Origin of the sequence: Enterobacter sp. Ag1, assembly GCA_000277545.1 — a bacterium.
Taxonomy (GTDB): domain Bacteria; phylum Pseudomonadota; class Gammaproteobacteria; order Enterobacterales; family Enterobacteriaceae; genus Cedecea.
Genome location: AKXM01000057.1, coordinates 61,218 through 78,987, shown reverse-complemented (window position 1 = coordinate 78,987; position 17,770 = coordinate 61,218). Strand labels below are relative to the sequence as shown.

15 protein-coding genes are annotated in these 17,770 nt (G+C 56.0%); 6 read left to right on the top strand and 9 right to left on the bottom strand.

The features are described from left to right. Positions 1–134: 134 nt before the first annotated feature. Positions 135–1,478, bottom strand: a complete 1,344-nt coding sequence (locus A936_RS21125) for a TolC family outer membrane protein (RefSeq protein ID WP_008461396.1) — start codon at positions 1,476–1,478, stop codon at positions 135–137. Positions 1,479–2,323: 845 nt separating this feature from the next. After that, positions 2,324–3,826 (bottom strand): aldehyde dehydrogenase family protein, encoded by a 1,503-nt coding sequence (locus A936_RS21120; protein WP_008461395.1) that lies wholly within the window; start codon positions 3,824–3,826, stop codon positions 2,324–2,326. Positions 3,827–4,016: 190 nt separating this feature from the next. Here A936_RS21120 and feaR point away from each other — a divergent pair, with 190 nt between their 5' ends. Further along, positions 4,017–4,931: a transcriptional regulator FeaR gene (gene feaR, locus A936_RS21115; RefSeq protein ID WP_008461394.1), complete on the top strand. Its 915-nt coding sequence runs from the start codon at positions 4,017–4,019 to the stop codon at positions 4,929–4,931. A gap of 71 nt (positions 4,932–5,002) precedes the next feature. On the opposite strand, the gene A936_RS21110 is transcribed toward feaR, so the two are convergent. From A936_RS21110 to A936_RS21100, 3 genes are read right to left on the bottom strand one after another with little or no spacing between them, the layout of a single operon-like run. Beyond that, the gene (locus tag A936_RS21110) at positions 5,003–5,326 is read right to left on the bottom strand and encodes a YdbL family probable chaperone protein (RefSeq protein WP_008461392.1); all 324 of its coding nucleotides are present in this window, start codon (positions 5,324–5,326) and stop codon (positions 5,003–5,005) included. Positions 5,327–5,340: 14 nt separating this feature from the next. Further along, positions 5,341–5,532, bottom strand: a complete 192-nt coding sequence (locus A936_RS21105; RefSeq protein ID WP_008461390.1) for a YnbE family lipoprotein — start codon at positions 5,530–5,532, stop codon at positions 5,341–5,343. Beyond that, positions 5,529–8,174, bottom strand: coding sequence for a YdbH family protein (locus A936_RS21100; RefSeq protein WP_008461389.1), 2,646 nt, complete (start codon positions 8,172–8,174; stop codon positions 5,529–5,531). Before A936_RS21100 ends, A936_RS21105 begins: the two co-directional genes overlap by 4 nt. Positions 8,175–8,386: 212 nt before the next feature. On the opposite strand from A936_RS21100, the gene A936_RS21095 reads away from it, so the two are divergent. Next, entirely contained in the window at positions 8,387–9,376 is a 990-nt protein-coding gene (locus A936_RS21095) for a 2-hydroxyacid dehydrogenase (protein WP_008461388.1), read from the top strand. Between the two features lie 120 nt (positions 9,377–9,496). Next, positions 9,497–9,934 (top strand): heat shock protein HslJ, encoded by a 438-nt coding sequence (gene hslJ, locus A936_RS21090; protein ID WP_008461387.1) that lies wholly within the window; start codon positions 9,497–9,499, stop codon positions 9,932–9,934. On the opposite strand, the gene A936_RS21085 is transcribed toward hslJ, so the two are convergent. Further along, positions 9,935–10,201, bottom strand: coding sequence for a putative hemolysin (locus A936_RS21085; RefSeq protein ID WP_008461385.1), 267 nt, complete (start codon positions 10,199–10,201; stop codon positions 9,935–9,937). 335 nt (positions 10,202–10,536) lie between these two features. Between A936_RS21085 and nifJ the strand changes: the two genes are divergently transcribed. Continuing rightward, positions 10,537–14,064 carry a pyruvate:ferredoxin (flavodoxin) oxidoreductase gene (gene nifJ / locus A936_RS21080; protein ID WP_008461382.1) on the top strand — a complete coding sequence of 1,176 codons (3,528 nt, stop codon included), beginning with the start codon at positions 10,537–10,539 and terminating at the stop codon, positions 14,062–14,064. 180 nt (positions 14,065–14,244) lie between these two features. Here nifJ and dbpA read toward each other — a convergent pair whose 3' ends face one another. Beyond that, positions 14,245–15,618: an ATP-dependent RNA helicase DbpA gene (gene dbpA, locus A936_RS21075; RefSeq protein ID WP_008461381.1), complete on the bottom strand. Its 1,374-nt coding sequence runs from the start codon at positions 15,616–15,618 to the stop codon at positions 14,245–14,247. Positions 15,619–15,770: 152 nt separating this feature from the next. Next, the gene (locus A936_RS21070; protein WP_008461379.1) at positions 15,771–16,274 is read right to left on the bottom strand and encodes a DUF1543 domain-containing protein; all 504 of its coding nucleotides are present in this window, start codon (positions 16,272–16,274) and stop codon (positions 15,771–15,773) included. A 184-nt stretch (positions 16,275–16,458) separates the two neighbouring features. On the opposite strand from A936_RS21070, the gene A936_RS21065 reads away from it, so the two are divergent. Beyond that, on the top strand, positions 16,459–16,878 hold the full coding sequence (locus tag A936_RS21065; RefSeq protein ID WP_008461378.1) for a DUF2000 family protein: 420 nt from the start codon (positions 16,459–16,461) through the stop codon (positions 16,876–16,878). 39 nt (positions 16,879–16,917) lie between these two features. Here the strand turns inward: A936_RS21065 and A936_RS23350 are convergent, their stop codons facing one another. Then, positions 16,918–17,061 carry a hypothetical protein gene (locus A936_RS23350; protein WP_156107034.1) on the bottom strand — a complete coding sequence of 48 codons (144 nt, stop codon included), beginning with the start codon at positions 17,059–17,061 and terminating at the stop codon, positions 16,918–16,920. Positions 17,062–17,228: 167 nt separating this feature from the next. On the opposite strand from A936_RS23350, the gene A936_RS21060 reads away from it, so the two are divergent. After that, a complete protein-coding gene (locus A936_RS21060) occupies positions 17,229–17,759 on the top strand; it encodes an RES family NAD+ phosphorylase (RefSeq protein WP_008461375.1) in 531 nt (176 codons plus the stop codon). The last annotated feature ends 11 nt before the right edge of the window (positions 17,760–17,770 follow it).

Genomic DNA, 17,770 nt, shown 5'->3' with positions numbered 1-17,770 from the left:
CACTTCTCCTTATATATGCCGGAACGAGGCATACGGTATTAATTTTTGGATGTGGAAACCCCTGAGAATTCCGGATCTCATTTCACATCAACTTATTTTTATGTGGCGGGGCTAAGCCACTACTTTCACACCATTTATTTCAAATCCGGTAATTTCGAGGCGGCATTTTTCTCGACGCCTGTCAGGGGCAATAGATTATCAACGGCGGCAGCGTAATTTACTGCCGCCTGCCAGCCGTCGAAGTCCGCATTAATTTGTGCATAGGCCGCCTGGAACACATCCTGCTCCACGCTTAATAAGTCGTTGAGACTGCGCTTGCTTAATTTATATTCATTTTTATAAACTTCCCGCGCGCGTCGGGCATTTTCCAGCTGGAGTTTTCCCGCCGTTTCACGGCCTCTGGCCCCGTTCCAGTCAGCCATTGCCACGGACGCTTTTTGCAGCACGTCGAATTTCGCCTGCTCAACCTGAGAAGCCGCAATACGTCTGGCTCCCTGAGCCTGCTCGACCTGGGCGGAGACCGCCCCGCCCTGATAGATAGGCGCGTCCACGCTCAGCTGAATCTGATCGTCCCAGTACGCGCTGTTGTTGGACTGGTAACGAGTGCGTCCGCCTTTCAGGCTCAACGTGGGCCAGTGGCCCGATTTCGCTTTCTCTACGGCATACCCTGAAGACTCACGCATGGCCTCCGCCGCCAGCACGCTCGGGATCAGCGAGTAATCAATGTTGTCGAGCGGTTCCTGTTCAAGCGCCAGGCGTACCGGCATGGCCTGATATTGCGCGGCGTTGATTCCGGTTAATACCGCCAGTCTCGCTTTCGCGCTTTGGAGTGCCGCCTGATATTGTTCAAGCGTTGAGCGCATACCGGCAATGCGAGTCTGGGTTTGCAGCACGTCCGAACTCGAGCTCAGCCCGGCATCCGCCCGCAGCTTTGCCATGGTGTTGACGTTTTGCAGCGCGGCAATACTCTCTGTCGTTGCCGCGATCAGCGCCTGGTTACGCTTCACATCGACATAGGCCTGCGCCGTTTTTTCTGCCACACCGGTCAACGTCGCCATAAGCTGGTAGCGATAGCTCTCACGCTGGCTCTCCTGCTGACTAATGTTGCTGCTGGTTTTCCCAAAGTCATACACCAGCTGCGTCAGGCTAAGCCCGTAGGCAGCCGAGTTCTTGAGGGAACCGCTGGAGTCCGTGGTACGCGAATGCCCGGTGCTGCCGCTGAGGGAGATCTGCGGCATCCAGGCGCTTCGGGCTTGATCAATCTGCGCCTGACCAATCCCGAACTGAGCTGCCTGCTGAGAAACGGCAGGATCGCGGTCAAGAGCGAACAGAATACTTTCGTTCAGCGTGAGGGTTGCCGTTTGCGCGATGCCGGGTGCTGTGGCCCAGGCCGGCGCTGGTGCGGCATTCACCCGCATGCCGCTGCCGAAAAAAATAACGGCAAGCATCGCGACCGGCAGGGAATAAGACTGAAGCATAAACGGCAATATCCTTATCCATTAAATAATCAGGATGATGTTGCTCCTTCCTGCATTGGGAATAAACAGGCACGGATGAGTAGCTGATGTATTTAAACGACTGTAATGGTTGAATTAAAACGCCCACATTATGGCGCCCCGTTTATTTCTGGAGCGAGACGTTGTGACTATAAAGAGGTAGAAAGCTGTCGACCGCTTTCATGTCTTCTTAATAAATGAAGGTCATGATTTCACGCTGCCTCTTAATATAAAGGCGTTACGCAATATGACTTATTTAGTCCTGCGGAGCAAATCACTTAGATCCTTTTTCCGAATCATCCTTAAGAAAAATCCTACCAAATAAAAATTAACCTCACCAATGATTTATTGTTAATAGTATGTTACTCAAAAGGAGGTGCTCTGAAAAAACAGATCGATTGATCTCGTGAATAGAGACATCGTGATAAATAGCTAATGGTTATAATTCATAAGCTTATGGCATAAGCATTGATTTACATCAATTTTACATTCCAGCGAAGTTCTTCAATAAATCCGTGCTGCTCATTTTTGGTTGTTTTTCCATAAATGTTACATTGTCGCAAGTTCTACGCAAAATAAGGGCGTTGGGCAGATGTTAACCCGGGGAGATCGTCACGGAAAAAAATCATTTCATGACTAAAATAACGTCTTCTTGACAAAAAAATGCAAAAAAAAGACCGGGGGGAAACCCGGTCTGAAGGTAGCAACATTTCTTATCAAGATTAATGGTCAAGATCGGACAACGATCTTCCCTCGCGGGAGGGGACCTGCAGATTACCAGCGGCAACTTATTCCGGGACGTGATAAGTACCGAAATGTGCCAACGTTCAGTAACGCACGCATACGGTTTTGGTTTCGGTATAGGCGTCAAGCCAGTCCGGGCCAAAATCACGCCCGTAGCCCGACTGCTTCATGCCGCCAAACGGCATATTCGCGTCGATTAGCGTATGGCTGTTCACCCAGACAGTGCCCGCCTGTATACGGCCAGTGTACTGCATTGCCGCCTGCAGGTTGTTGGTCCACAGACTTGCCGTCAGGCCGTAGTCGCTGTCGTTGGCCTGTCGCAAGGCTTCTTCCGCATCCGCCACGCGCACGAGGTTAACCACCGGGCCAAAGACCTCTTCTCTGGCAAGGCGCAGAGAGGCGGCAGGGTTCACTACCAGCGTTGGGGCAATATAGTAGCCGCTGCCCTGCGGGCCTGAATTCCCGGAGATTAGCTCCGCGCGCTGCTCTTGCGCCTGTGCCATATATTCGGCCACTTTTTCCTGTTGCACTTTCGATACCAGCGGGTTGATGTGGGCCGCTGGGTTCATGCCCGCCCCCACCTGCAGCGATTTCACCGCTTGCTCAAAGCCGCTCACCAGCGTGTCGAACAGCGGGGCTTCGATATAGATCCGCGAACTGGCGGCGCACACCTGCCCCTGGTTAAGGAAGCTGCCCGCCATTAAGCCTGCAATCACCATCGCCGGGTCGGCATCTTTCAATACGATTGCCGGGTTTTTCCCCCCCAGCTCCAGCGTGACGCGCGTTAGCCTGTTCGCTGCTGATTTGGCAATGCCTTTGCCTGTCGCCGTCGAACCGGTGAAGCTGACTTTGGCAATCAGCGGATGTTCGGTCAGGGCTTTACCGCAGCCGGAGCCGCTGCCGGTGACGACGTTAAATACGCCGTCCGGCACGCCTGCTTCTGTAGCCAGTTCGGCCATACGCAGCAGCGTTAGCGGCGTAGTTTCTGATGGTTTGACGACAATCGAGCAGCCTGCCGCCAGCGCCGGCATCACTTTCCACATGCCAATAAGCAGCGGGAAGTTCCACGGCACGATCCCGGCCACGACCCCCACGGGTTCTTTGCGCGTCCAGGCCTGATAGTGCGCCCCTTCCGGCATCGGGATAGAAACATCCAGCGTCTGGCCGCTGATTTTCGTTGTCAGGCCTGCGGTATAGCGCATCCAGTTCAGCGTGCAGCCCACTTCAAATGCGCGAGAGATGTTAATGGACTTGCCCTGCTCCAGCGTTTCAAGCTGCGCCAGTTCTTCCGTGTTTTGCTCAAGCAGGTCGGCAAACCGCAGCAGGATCCGCTCCCGCCCGGCAGGCAGCATGTTGGCCCATACGCCGCTGCTGAAGGCACGCCAGGCAGACGTTACCGCGCGGTCGACATCCGAGGCGCTGGCGTCGGCACTGCTGGAAATTTGCAGCCCGTCCGCCGGGTTAAAGACCGGCAGGCGCCCTTCGCTGTCTGACGCCTGCCAGCGGCCGTCAATGTACAGCCCATGTGAACGCTGAAGAAACTGGCGCACACAGCCCAGCACGCTTACCGTTTCTGGCTCGGTCATAGCATCTCCTTATCAAGGTCATTATCGTGTAGCCCACCTTCATTCTAGGCGCTATGTTGAGGTTAGGGTTTTCTCCGGCTGACATTCGCTTTGCTGGCTGTGACACGCTACACAAATGTTGATGATGATTCTTTTTTTGAATCACGTTTACCTATAGTTATTGGCTTCTGGCGGCAATCAGTGAGGATATATGGCAGAAAAACAGTGCAACGAGCGATTCGAAAAATGGCTTGACCAGGTGAATCGCGCATGTGGTCGTTTTTCAGGTGCGGCGCTGGAGAGCGGGTTTCACGGCAGCCTGAGCGAACACCTTGCCCATGCCATTAAACTTAGCGTGGTGGAAATTAACCAGGCACGCCTGCTGCGTACAAAGCAGGAAGTTACCCATAGCAACGACGCCTGGTTTTATACCGTTTTTCAGCTGGAGGGCGAAGCCGTCATGGAGCAAGGCGATCGCCAGGCCGTGCTTACTCAGGGTGATATTACGCTGATTGATGCTGGCCGCCCCAGCTGTTTTACCTATACCGACGGGGCGAAGCAGGTTTCGCTTTTACTGCCGCGCCATCTGCTGGAACAGCACCTTCGCCAGGGCGAAGTCCCCTGCGCACAAAGACTCTCCGCAGAGATGCCTGTTGTGCGCCTGAGTCACAGCTTGCTGCGTGAAAGTATGGGTAGCGAGGGGCTCAGTGGCGGAGAAAGTGAAGCCACGCTCGAAGCGATTGCCTGCCTGCTCGCGCCGGCGCTGATTCAGCACAGCCTGCCGGGCTCAAAGCGCGACCGCCACCTGCAGAAAGTCATGTCGCTGATTGATGACCATATTCAGTCCGAAACGCTGCGCCCGGAGTGGATCGCCGCCGAGTCGGGGATGTCGGTGCGCAGCCTTTACCGACTGTTTGCCGATAAAGGCCTGGTTGTGGCGCAATACATTAAGAATCGCCGACTGGATCTCTGCGCCCAGGCGCTGCGCACGGCCAGCCACAGTGAAAAACTGGCGGGGATTGGCTACAGCTGGGGATTTGCCGATCACAGCCATTTTTCAACGGCGTTTAAGGGCAGGTTTGGCGTGTCGCCGGGGGAGTATCGCAAGCGTTTTCAATCAGCCTGAAAGGCAACCCTCACCCCGGCTCTCTCCCAAAGGGAGAGAGGGAAGACAAATGAGGGGGAATAGACATAAAGCTACTTCTTCATCCACTGCCCGTTCAGCCCGCGGACGTATTCTCCGGCAGGTGCCCTGTCCACCAGCTTCTGACCAGCCAGGCGAGCAACCTCATTGAGCGAGACATTGTTGGTGTCCGCCAGCTGCTGATAGTGCTGGGCGCGACCTTCATTGATGCTTTGTACCAGTGCCAGCGTCTCCGGATCCTGCTTGATGGGCGCAATATAGCCGCTTAGCGTTTCGCCCACCCGCCCCTGCTCACGCGCTTCGTTTAGGGTCAGCGCCATCACGGATGTGCTGAACAACAGGCCAGCCAGCAGCACGCTTTTAATCATAGAGTTCATCGCCGTTCCCCTTCTCAGAACAGATCGCTACGGTTTTTAAGCAGGCTTTCAACGTCTTTATCCACTTTGATGTGGATTTCGTGTTCGATTTTGACGTTCATATTGATGGTGATCGGCTCTTTAGGGGCGGCCACTTCAATGCGCGGCGTGCAGCCTGTCAGCATCAGCGCCGCCGATGCCAGCAGCACAGGGGTAAAATAGTTCATTTGGGTTCCTCACAGGCTTCACCGGACTGGGTGCAGCGAGCCGTTGGCAGCGCGGCGTTCTCTTCCAGCCAGGTTTGTAAATTATCGCCAAAGCGCAAACTGCGCCACAGGGTAAACAGGTTTTCCTGATGGGTATAGTTGAGATTGACGGTGTTAGTTTTTCCCTCCACGTGGCTGATGCCGGTCACGCTGGAACGCATCCTGACCACGCCGAGGTTGTCGAGGTCGATTTGTGTCCATGATCGCGAGATCTCCATGTAGCGCAGCCAGTTGATTGCCGCGCCAGCCGCCATGTTGTTGTCCACGATGGCATCCGCCATGTCTTTGTCCATGCGGAAGGTCATTGGGCCAGGGTTGGTCAGCCAGCCGTCTTTGATAATCCACTGCGGGTGATTGAGCCACAGCGGCAGCGCGCCGTTGAAGCGCCCGGACATACTGAACTGTTTAGGGTTGATGGCGGTGACGAGCTGGCTGGAGGAGAGCCCTTGCAGCCGTAAAAGCGCCGCGTCCCGCTGGGGCATGCGCAATTGCTGCATTGAGATCTTGCCGCCCAGCACATCCGCATTGACGTTGGTCAGCAGCAGCGGCTGCTGTTCGCTCCATGGATACCAGCCTTCCAGATCGGCGGTGATGTTTTGTGCCGCTATCTGGTTGCGAATTTCAGCAATGCGCAGCGTGACCGGCCTATGCCTGCCAAAGTGCCAGGTTGAATCGCTAAAGCGGAACGGCAGCACAAAATCGACGCCGTTAATCTGGTTATCCGGCATCCACACGCTGCCGCTTTTGACCACGCCGTGGCCCCCGGCTTCAAAGCCCTGCCCGGCCGCCGCGGAGAAGGCCACCTGGGCGTAGAGATCGCCCCCTTTCAAATCCATTTTCCAGTCGGCGGGCAGCAGCGGCTGGAACACGGTGAGCGTCTGTTTTGGCCACCACGCGTTGCCTCTCAGGCGCTCCCCGTCCCAGCGTCCGACCACACGCACCGGGCCAATTTTCCCGGCGTGTAAATTGCCTTTGAACAGGAAAGCAGTCGGGTTTTGCCCGTCCACGCTGAATTTAAGCGTCGATGGCGGCAAGGTGCTGCCGCCGCTAAAGGTGGTCGCCCCCGCGTCCAGAGAGAAATCGCCGGTGAAGATCTCTTTTTCTTCGTTCCGCTCCCAGCGCAGCGGGTTGTCCAGGCTAAGACGAGGCTTCGACATCAGCATTGAGCCGTACTGCAGCTTGTCGAAACCGGTGGACAGCGAACTCAATTCAATGGCGCTGTCACGCCATTCGCCCACGCCGCGAACGTCCCATTTTGCCTGCATCGGCGTAAAGCTGCCTTTGCCCCAGTAGCGCCATTGCCACAGTCCGGCGTCCGGCAGGAAGTCATTGGCTTTCCCGTCCAGATGCAGTTCCACGGCGCCCATTTCATTGTCGTGGGCGCGTAAGATAGCCTGTAGCCTGCCGTCGATGCCTTTACTGGAGACTCGCACGCCCGCCAGCGGCCAGCGCACATCGTCAATATTCAGCGTTTCAATCAGGCGGCCACGGGAACGCAGCAAGGCGCCCGGATGGAACAGCAGCGACGGGTCGGTCAATGCGCCCGTCAGTTCACCGGGCAACGCGGCATAGAAAATCAGCTGGTCCTGCTTCGCCTCTCCGGTGAGCTGCAGCGGCAAGGCGCTGTCGGTCAGGCTGAGTTTCCCTGGGCCGAAGTTAAGCACGGCGTTCCCTTTCCCGGCGTCGCCCTGAGTCAACACATTCAGCCGCCCCGTGAAAATGGCGTTATCCAGCCCGGCCTGCCAGTTATCCACCTTCAGCGACACTCCGCCGCCCAGCGGGAAACCTTCATAAGGCCAGCGCCACTGCCCGGCGTTAATCTCAAGGGCGTTTTCGCTCAGGCGCCAGGGAATGCTCAGCAGCGGGGCCTCGTCGCCTGATAATTTTTTCACCGTCAGGTTGCCGGCGTTAGTGTGCCAGTTCAGGGCCACGTGCAGCCTGTCCGGCTCCTGCGGAATTTGTACCTGCGTGGCCACTTGCCCATCCGTCGGCAGGCCATCCGGCACCAGCGGGAGCGTTAAGTCACCCACCAGCTCAAGCGGCGGAAGCCCTTCGAATGCCCCGACTTTTAGATCGCTAATTTTCAGGTTTTGCCCTTTAAGCGTGGCGGAAAGCGTGAGCAATTTCCCCTGATAATCCAGCTGTTGCTGCTGCGCGGTCAAAGAGAGATGCAGCGCCCCCGCATACTGCAGCCACGGCGTGACGTTAAGCTGGTCGATAGTCAGCCAGGTGTTCGGCAGCATTTTCTGCCATTCTTCAAGGGTGCGCGGTGCGGCGGGAGCCACATCATCGGCGGGGATCTTGCTGATGCAGTCTGGATTGAGATTCAGTTCCGCGAGGTGAAGCCGCCAGCGGCTCGGATGGCTGAGGCTTGCATCTTTGAGGCTGGCAAGCTCGCACTCCCCGGCCAGATAACGAAGATCGGGGATAATAATCGCCCCGTTGTGCAGGCGTGGGCTGGCCTCCAGCGCAATACGGGTGCCCTGTGGCAGCCAGATCCCGGCGAGCGTCGGCAGCCAGTACGCCACCGTGAGCAGCAGCGACAGCGGCAGCAGAATCAATGCAAGTATCAGCGCAAGCGCGGCTTTATATTTACCCTTCATGGGTGGTTAATATCCTGATTCAGCGACAATTTAAGCCGAAATATGTCATTATTCTGGCACGATTCAGGCCGGGCGTGAAGGCGGCGGCAATAGTAAGCATAGTCTGCCCGGGAAGTGAAATAGTCACCTGCCGTTAAAATTTCAGTTTATAAATTGTATGATTATTTTAAGCATGATAGTTTTGGAACCAACCCTTTCTGGAGATAAGTCTTATGAAACTTGCGGTTTATAGCACAAAACAGTACGACAAAAAGTATCTGGAGCAGGTTAACCAGGAATATGGCTTTGATCTTGAATTTTTTGACTTCCTGTTGAGCGAAAAAACCGCCAAAACGGCCAACGGCTGCGACGGCGTGTGTATTTTCGTTAATGATGATGGTAGTCGCCCGGTGCTGGAAGAGCTAAAAAAACACGGCGTTAAGTTTATCGCGCTGCGCTGTGCCGGCTTTAACAACGTCGATTTAGACGCGGCGAAAGAGCTTGGTATGCCCGTGGTTCGCGTCCCTGCCTATTCGCCGGAAGCCGTGGCTGAACACGCTATCGGGATGATGATGTGCCTTAATCGTCGCATTCATCGCGCCTACCAGCGCACACGTGACGCCAACTTTTCGCTCGAAGGCTTAACCGGTTTTACCATGCACGGCAAAACGGCAGGCGTGATCGGCACCGGGAAAATCGGCGTTGCCGCGCTGCGGATCCTGAAAGGGTTTGGCCTGCGCCTGCTGGCGTTTGATCCTTATCCGAGCGCAGCGGCGCTGGATTTAGGCGTGGAATATGTCGATCTCGAAACGCTGTTTGCGCAGTCCGACATTATTTCCCTGCACTGCCCGTTGACGCCGGAAAACTATCACCTGCTCAACCACTCCGCCTTTGATCAAATGAAAGACGGCGTGATGGTGATAAACACCAGCCGCGGCGGGCTGATTGATTCCCAGGCCGCCATCGACGCGCTCAAGCACCAGAAAATCGGCGCGCTGGGTATGGATGTGTACGAGAACGAACGCGATCTTTTCTTTGAAGATAAGTCTAACGACGTGATTCAGGACGACGTGTTCCGCCGCCTTTCCGCCTGCCACAACGTGTTGTTTACCGGCCACCAGGCATTTTTGACGGCGGAGGCGCTGACCAGCATTTCCGAAACGACGCTTGAAAACCTGCGTCAGCTGGAAAAAGGCGAGCCTTGCCCGAACCAGTTGAATTGATTTTCCGCCCGCCTCTCGCAGGAGGCGGTTAATTTTAAGAGTATCCTTACTGATTCATGCGCCACATCCTGCGAAAGTGGCGCGCTTTCATTGATGACTGATAAAACTTAGGGAGAAGAAATGAAAAAGTTCGCTTCACTGATGCTGGCAAGCGTAGTGCTGGCAGGTTGCGCCCAGCCGTCAGATTCCGATAAAGGTGCCGTGACCGCACAAGATTTGCAGCACCATCGCTTTGTGCTGGAGAGCGTAGACGGTAAGCCTCTGGACGTGAAAAACAGCAAACGCGCGCCTGAGCTTAGCTTCGGTGAAAACATGCAGATTTATGGTCAGATGTGTAACCGCTTTATGGGCCAGGCAACTCTGGAACACAACACGCTGAAGGCGAAAGGCGTGGGCATGACGATGATGCTTTGCAGCGACCCGCTGTTGAACGATCTGGATCACCGTATCAATGACATGCTGACCAGCGGGGCCAAAGTTTCTCTGGCTAACCAGCAGCTGGTGCTGAAGAGCGGCCAGCATACGCTGACGTACAAACTGGCCGATCTCGTTAATTAATCAGTAGCTTCCACAGGTGCCAGCGGCAAGCGAGTTTTCGTTACAGCGCTTGCCGTTCGGCATGGCACACATGCCAATCGCGCTGCCGTCCAGCTGACGCGCAACGCTCATCGTACCGCCAATCATCGCACAGTTCGCTTCGCCCTGGCTGGACATTGCCGCCCTGAGGCCCGGAGGAACGTGGGCCGCAGTGGCCTGTTGAGGGGGTTCATTACTGCATGCCGATAATAACAGTGCGGCACAACCGGCTAAAAACGCAGCGCGCATGGCTTCTCTCTCCCGTCTGAATATGCAAAACCTTTGCATAATGGCGCATGGTTCCCGCTGCGTCGAGAGCATAAGGCAATAAAATGTGTTGATTTTTGTGGCAAAGATCACCTTTCAAGCCAAAACATCAGAGTTTTCTGAGCATCCTTCATTCCTTTTATGATTCAGCGCAGTACGTCCCCAGGTTATTTCACTGTTAATCGTGGATCAATTTGTGCACTCGGCAGGCCCATAACTTCTAATGGCCAGGGTGGACACACTATAATTGAGGAATTACAACGGGGCTCCAGGCTTTCAGGCGAGTCCCTTTATTTTGCGCAATGTAAGGGTGTCTTATGATCACTATCGACGGCAACGGCGCAGTCGCCTCCGTGGCGTTTCGTGCCAGCGAAGTAATTGCCATCTACCCGATTACTCCCAGCTCGACAATGGCGGAACAGGCGGATGCCTGGGCGGGTGACGGCAGGAAGAACATGTGGGGCGATGTCCCTCGCGTAGTCGAGATGCAGTCTGAAGCAGGCGCAATTGGCGCGGTGCACGGGGCGCTACAAACCGGGGCGCTTTCCACTTCGTTTACGTCATCGCAAGGCTTACTGCTGATGATCCCGACGCTGTACAAGCTTGCGGGCCAGCTGACGCCATTTGTTCTCCACGTTGCCGCGCGCACCGTGGCCACCCACGCGCTTTCCATTTTTGGCGATCATTCTGACGTGATGGCCGTGCGCCAGACCGGCTGCGCCATGCTGTGCGCCAGCAGCGTCCAGGAAGCACAGGACTTCGCACTGATTTCCCATATTGCGACCCTGAAAAGCCGCGTGCCGTTTATTCACTTCTTCGACGGCTTCCGCACCTCGCACGAAATCAACAAAATTGTGCCGCTGGCGGACGATACCCTTCGCGGCCTGCTGCCGCAAAAAGAGATCGATGAACATCGCGCCCGCGCCCTGAACCCGGAGCATCCGGTGATTCGCGGGACGTCGGCCAACCCGGATACGTACTTCCAGTCCCGCGAAGCGACCAACCCGTGGTACAACGCGGTTTACGCGCACGTTGAACAGGCGATGAACGACTTTGCCGCCACCACCGGCCGTAGCTATCGTCCGTTTGAGTATTACGGCCACCCGGAAGCGGAGCGCGTGATTATCGTGATGGGCTCCGCCGTCGGCACCTGCGAAGAAGTTGTCGATGAATTGCTGACCAGGGGCGAAAAAGTCGGCGTGCTTAAAGTGCGCCTGTACCGCCCCTTCTCCGCCGAACATTTGCTGGAAGTTCTGCCGCAAACCGCGCGTCAGGTGGCGGTGCTTGACCGCACTAAAGAGCCGGGGGCCCTTGCTGAGCCGCTGTATCTCGACGTGATGACCGCGCTTGCCGAGGCGGTAAGCCGTGGCGAGCGCGAAACGCTGCCTCGCGTGATTGGGGGCCGCTACGGGCTGTCATCCAAAGAGTTCGGTCCGGAATGCGTCCTGGCTATTTTCAATGAACTTCGCGAAGCCAAACCGCGCCCGCGCTTTACCGTGGGCATTTACGACGATGTGACCAACCTGTCGCTGCCGTTGCCGGAAAATACCCTGCCGAACCGCGCTAAACTCGAAGCGCTGTTTTATGGCCTGGGCAGCGACGGCAGCGTGTCTGCCACCAAAAACAATATCAAAATTATCGGTAACTCCACGCCGTGGTTTACCCAGGGTTATTTCGTTTATGACTCCAAAAAGGCCGGGGGGCTGACGGTTTCTCACCTGCGCGTGAGCGAGCAGCCGATCAACTCCACCTACCTGATTGAGAAAGCCGATTTCGTTGGCTGCCACCAGCTGCAGTTTATCGACAAGTACCAGATGGCTGAGCGCCTGAAGCCCGGCGGTATTTTCCTGCTGAACACACCTTACGCCGCCGATGAGGTGTGGAGTCGCCTGCCGCAGGAAGTTCAGGCGGTGCTCAATCAGAAGCAGGCTCGCCTGTACGTCATTAACGCGGCGAAGATCGCCCGCGAGTGTCATCTTGGTGCCCGTATCAACACCGTAATGCAGATGGCATTCTTCCACCTGACGCAGATCCTGCCTGGCGACACCGCGCTGGCAGAGCTGCAGGGCGCGATTGCCAAAAGCTACAGCAGTAAAGGGACGGAAATCGTCGAACGTAACTGGCAGGCGCTGGCGCTGGCTCGTGACTCCCTCGCCGAAGTGCCTCTGCAGGACGTTAACCCGGCAAGCGCGATGCGTCCGCCGGTCGTCTCCGACGCCGCACCTGATTTTGTGAAAACCGTTACCGCCGCGATGCTCGCCGGTCTCGGCGATGCCCTGCCGGTTTCCGCCCTGCCGCCGGATGGGACCTGGCCGATGGGCACGACCCGCTGGGAAAAACGCAACATCGCCGAAGAAATTCCTATCTGGAAGCCGGATATTTGTACCCAGTGCAACCACTGCGTCGCCGCCTGCCCGCATTCGGCTATTCGTGCCAAAGTGGTTCAGCCTGAGGCAATGGAAGGCGCCCCGGAAGCCCTGCAGTCGCTGGACGTGAAGTCCCGGGATATGCGCGGCCAGAAATACGTGCTGCAGGTAGCGCCGGAAGATTGCACCGGCTGTAACCTTTGCGTAGAAGTTTGCCCGGCCAAAGATCGCCAGAACCCGGAAATCAAGGCGATTAATATGCTGTCTCGCCTTGAACACGTTGAAGAAGAGAAAGAGAACTATGACTTCTTCCTCGCGCTGCCGGAAATCGATCGCACCAGCCTGGAGCGCATCGATATCCGTACCTCGCAGCTGTTAACGCCGCTGTTTGAATACTCCGGGGCCTGCTCAGGCTGCGGCGAAACGCCGTACATTAAAATTCTGACCCAGCTGTTCGGCGACCGTATGCTGATCGCTAACGCCACCGGCTGTTCGTCTATTTACGGCGGCAACCTGCCATCCACGCCGTACACCACCGACGCAAACGGCCGCGGGCCAGCCTGGGCTAACTCGCTGTTTGAGGATAACGCCGAATTTGGGCTGGGCTTCCGCCTGACGGTAGATCAGCACCGCGCCCGCGTCATGCGTTTACTGGGCCAGTTTGCCGATAAACTTCCGGCCGAGCTTAATGAGCAGCTTCACGCGGAAGCGACACCGGAAGTCCGCCGTGAACAGGTCGCCGAGCTGCGTAAACATCTGGCGAACATTGACGATGCTGATGCCCGTCAGCTGGTCACCGATGCCGACGCGCTGGTGGAGAAATCTATCTGGCTGATTGGCGGTGACGGCTGGGCCTATGACATCGGTTTCGGTGGCCTCGACCACGTGCTGAGCCTGACCGAAAACGTCAACATTCTGGTGCTGGATACGCAGTGTTACTCCAACACCGGCGGCCAGGCGTCTAAAGCCACGCCGCTGGGCGCCGTCACCAAGTTTGGCGAGCACGGCAAGCGTAAAGCACGTAAAGATCTGGGCGTCAGCATGATGATGTACGGCCATGTGTACGTCGCGCAGATTTCGCTGGGGGCACAGCTGAACCAGACGATGAAGGCCATTCAGGAGGCGGAGGCTTATCCTGGTCCATCGCTGATCATCGCCTACAGCCCTTGCGAAGAGCACGGCTACGATCTGGCACTGAGCCACGATCAGATGCGCCAGCTGACCGCCACCGGCTTCTGGCCGCTTTATCGCTTCGACCCGCGTAGGGCTGATGAAGGCAAGGTGCCGCTGGCGCTGGATTCCCGTCCACCGTCCGATGCGCTGGCCGATACGTTAATGAAGGAGCAGCGTTTCCGCCGCCTGAACGCCCAGCAGCCGGAAGTCGCCGAGCAGCTGTGGAAAGATGCCGCCGCCGATTTGCAGAAGCGATACGACTTCCTGGCGCAGCTGGCGGGTAAAGCGGAGAAGGTTAGCGAGTAATCGGGGGAATGCCCCTCACCCCGGCCCTCTTCCTGGAAGGGAGAGGGGGAAAACAGAAATTGGCGTTCTTTTATCCCCTCTCCCCCATGGGGAGAGGGTTAGGGTGAGGGGAAAACACGCCCACCCCTTCAGATACCTTCGCCCCTGGGGGGAGAAGGTCAGGCGGAGGAGAAAACGCGTTTACTTCAGCAGGCGAACCTTCACTGATTTACCTTTGATTTTGCCCTGCTGCAGCTGTTTCCACGCGTGACGCGCCACGGACTGGCGCACCGCAACGTAAACATGGATTGGGTGGACGTCGATTTTGCCGATGTCCGCACCTTCCAGCCCCATATCGCCGGTTAACGCCCCCAAAATATCGCCCGGACGCATTTTGGCTTTCTTGCCGCCGTCAATGCACAGCGTCGCCATTTCCGCTTCCAGCGGCTTCACGGAAACGCCGGACGGCACCTGCTGCCATTTCAGCGAAAGATTCAGCATTTCAGCCAGCACGCTCGCGCGCTGCGCTTCTTCCGGGGCGCAGAAGCTAATAGCCAGCCCGCTTTGCCCGGCTCGCGCGGTACGGCCAATGCGGTGAACGTGCACTTCCGGGTCCCACGACAGTTCGTAGTTAATGACCATTTCCAGCGCTTTGATATCCAGCCCACGCGCCGCAACGTCTGTTGCCACCAGCACGCGGCTGCTGCCGTTGGCAAAACGCACCAGCGTCTGGTCGCGGTCGCGCTGTTCCATGTCGCCGTGCAGCGCTAACGCACTTTGATGTCGCTCGTTCAGCGCATCGCACACGGCCTGGCAATCTTTTTTGGTGTTGCAGAACACCACGCAGGACGCCGGCTGATGCTTGCTGAGCAGCGCCAGCAGCAGGCCGATTTTGCCCCCGCGGGAGATTTCATAGAACTGCTGTTCAACGGACGGCAGCTCATCAACGGTATCAATTTCGATAGTCTGCGGGTCGCGCTGAATTCGCCCGCTGATAGCGGCAATAGCGGCAGGCCAGGTGGCGGAGAAAAGCAGCGTCTGGCGTTTGGCCGGCGCATGGGCAATAACTTCATCGATGGCGTCGGCGAAGCCCATGTCCAGCATACGGTCGGCTTCGTCCAGCACCAGCGTTTGCAGAGCCTCCAGCTTCACCGTTTCTTTTTTCAGGTGATCTAACAGGCGGCCCGGCGTGGCCACGATAATGTGCGGTGCATGCTGTAACGAGTCGCGCTGTACGCCAAACGGCTGGCCACCACACAGGGTTAAAATTTTAATATTTGGCATGTAGCGCGCCAGGCGACGCAGCTCTTTAGCGACCTGGTCGGCCAGTTCGCGGGTTGGGCACAGTACCAGCGACTGGGTTAAAAACTGGCTGGCATCAATGTGCTGCAGCAGGCCAAGGCCAAAAGCTGCGGTTTTGCCGCTGCCGGTTTTGGCCTGAGCACGGACGTCTTTTCCGGCCAGAATGGCGGGCAAGGCCGCTTCCTGAACGGGCGTCATTTCGTGATACCCCAGTTCGCTAAGGTTGGCGAGTTGTGCTTCAGGTAAAGCGTTCAGTACGGAAAAAGCGGTCACAATGGTCATCTCTTAATAATAACGGGCAGGCGCGTATGCTAGCAGATTCGCGTAGTTCAGGCGTGAGTTTATCAATTTTGCTGCGTTAGCGAGTGATACAGTAAAAACGGTGCCTTTCGCTAAAGCACCGTTTTCCATTGGGAATAATAGCGCTATTCGCTAATCGGCAAATAGCCCTGCCATTCTGGCCTGAAGCGTTCGCCCTGCTCCGCTTTTTCCAGATGGATAAAATAATCCCCCACGCTTTCTAACAGCAGGCAGTCATCGACATCTTTCAGGTTGTCTTTGTGCTGCTGGTAGCTTTCGACCAGCAGGTTCGCAATCGCCTTCTCCTTTGCCTGGGCCGGATTTTCAGCCACGAAGAAATCAAAGTCATGCAGCTCTGCCAGCGTTTTCGGGCTGTAGCCGCCGACGTTCACAAAAAAGAGCTTTGGCGTTTGCTCTACGGGTTTATCGGAAAGACTAATGCGGTAGCCGTCGGCCCAACGCAGCTTGCCGTACCCGTCGATATGGATTTTATCTTTGTCACCAAACCAGGCCGCCCGCAGCGCGGGCCACGCGTCCTCTGGCTTCTCTGCAGCCACAAACTGGACGTCATGCACTTCGATATTGGATTTTCCGGCATTGCCGCCCACATAAAAGACGTAAAGTTCCATTTGTTCTCCTTATTAATCGCTATATAAAATAATATATAACGATTGATATTTGAATGACTTTCATGTGGCGGGAAGATTGATCGCAAGCAGGAAGACGGATAAAAAAACGATTACTATGCTTGAGCTTTTCGCCCTAAGCTAAATCAGCAGCCAACGCAGAAGCTTAAACAGACAAGGAGCCAGAATGTTCGAAGATAATGACTATAAGCTGTATGTCATCGTGAACCGCACTGCCGACGTCAGCGTGCAAATGAATGCCGTGGGCCACCTCTGCGGCGGTATTATGCTTAAAGTCGAGGAGCCTGTATTTCATGACTATCCCAACCAGGATAGCGGCTTAAGCGCCTGGATGAACCATTATCCGGTGGTTGTACTTCAGTCTAAAAACAGCAGCCAGTTGGGGACGACGCTGGAGAAATGCAGGGAAGAAGGCGTGCTGTATAACTTCTTTACCACCACCATGCTGTCGCACTCTTCTGAGCAGCAGATCAAAGATACGCGCGACACGCCTTTCGCTGAGCTCGATTTTGTTGGCATCGCGCTGTACGGCGAAACGGAAAAACTCAAACCGCTGACCAAAAAGTTTTCCGTCTTTAAAGGTTAAACATTCCGGGTAATGATGCCTCGCGCAGTTACCCACCCCTTACCCTTCGTCTCCGGCGTAAAAATTGATGATGTCATCTTCAAACCAGCAGCCCACTTTGTAATACATCGCACAGCCAATCAGAAAACTGGCAATGAGTATTAATGCTGTCAACAATCCTTTCACTTCGAAACGCTCTCCCATGATGCTTGCTGTGATATTGACAGGCTGGTTGAAAAAAAGTTCAGCGGCGAAACTATTCTGGCCATAGCACGATCATCACAGACGCTTCGGTCTTTGCGATGGCAATTCTGTCACAACGTTCTGGTTAAACTAGGGTTGCTAATTTTCTGAGCAAACCAGGTGCCATTGTGTCCGATAACCACCTTCATTTCAAAAACGTCAGCGGTTTCTTTTTTCGCGCCGTTCCGGCGGAGTTCCTCAGTAGCGTGCTGTCGCGCACCCGGCCCGATTCCCCAGGGCGTTACCATCGGCCAGGGCAAACAATTCTTTATATGAGCCCGGTACCTGAGTGGGCAAGGCTGGCGGTTGCCGCCCATATGCAAAAAGACGGCAAGCCGCGGCTTCTCGTCCCACTGTATGTCGAAGACGCGCGGGTGCTGGACCAGCGAGATGAATATTCATGCCTGGCTTTAGGCATCAACCGCGATCTGTCTAATCACTGCTGGCTCAGCGCTCTGCAGCAAAATGTCGACCCGCCTTCGTGGCAAAATGCTGACCGGGCTCGCTTCTCCAATGCCGATGGCATTATCGACCGTTCCCGAAGTATTCCCGATGGCTGGCACCTGAATTTATTCCGCTGGAACGAACTTGGCGGCCCACGCGTCACGGTGTGCGGGGAACCGATCGCTGTTCCGCTTCCCGAAAATGTAAATGTGTAACGGCAGCACAT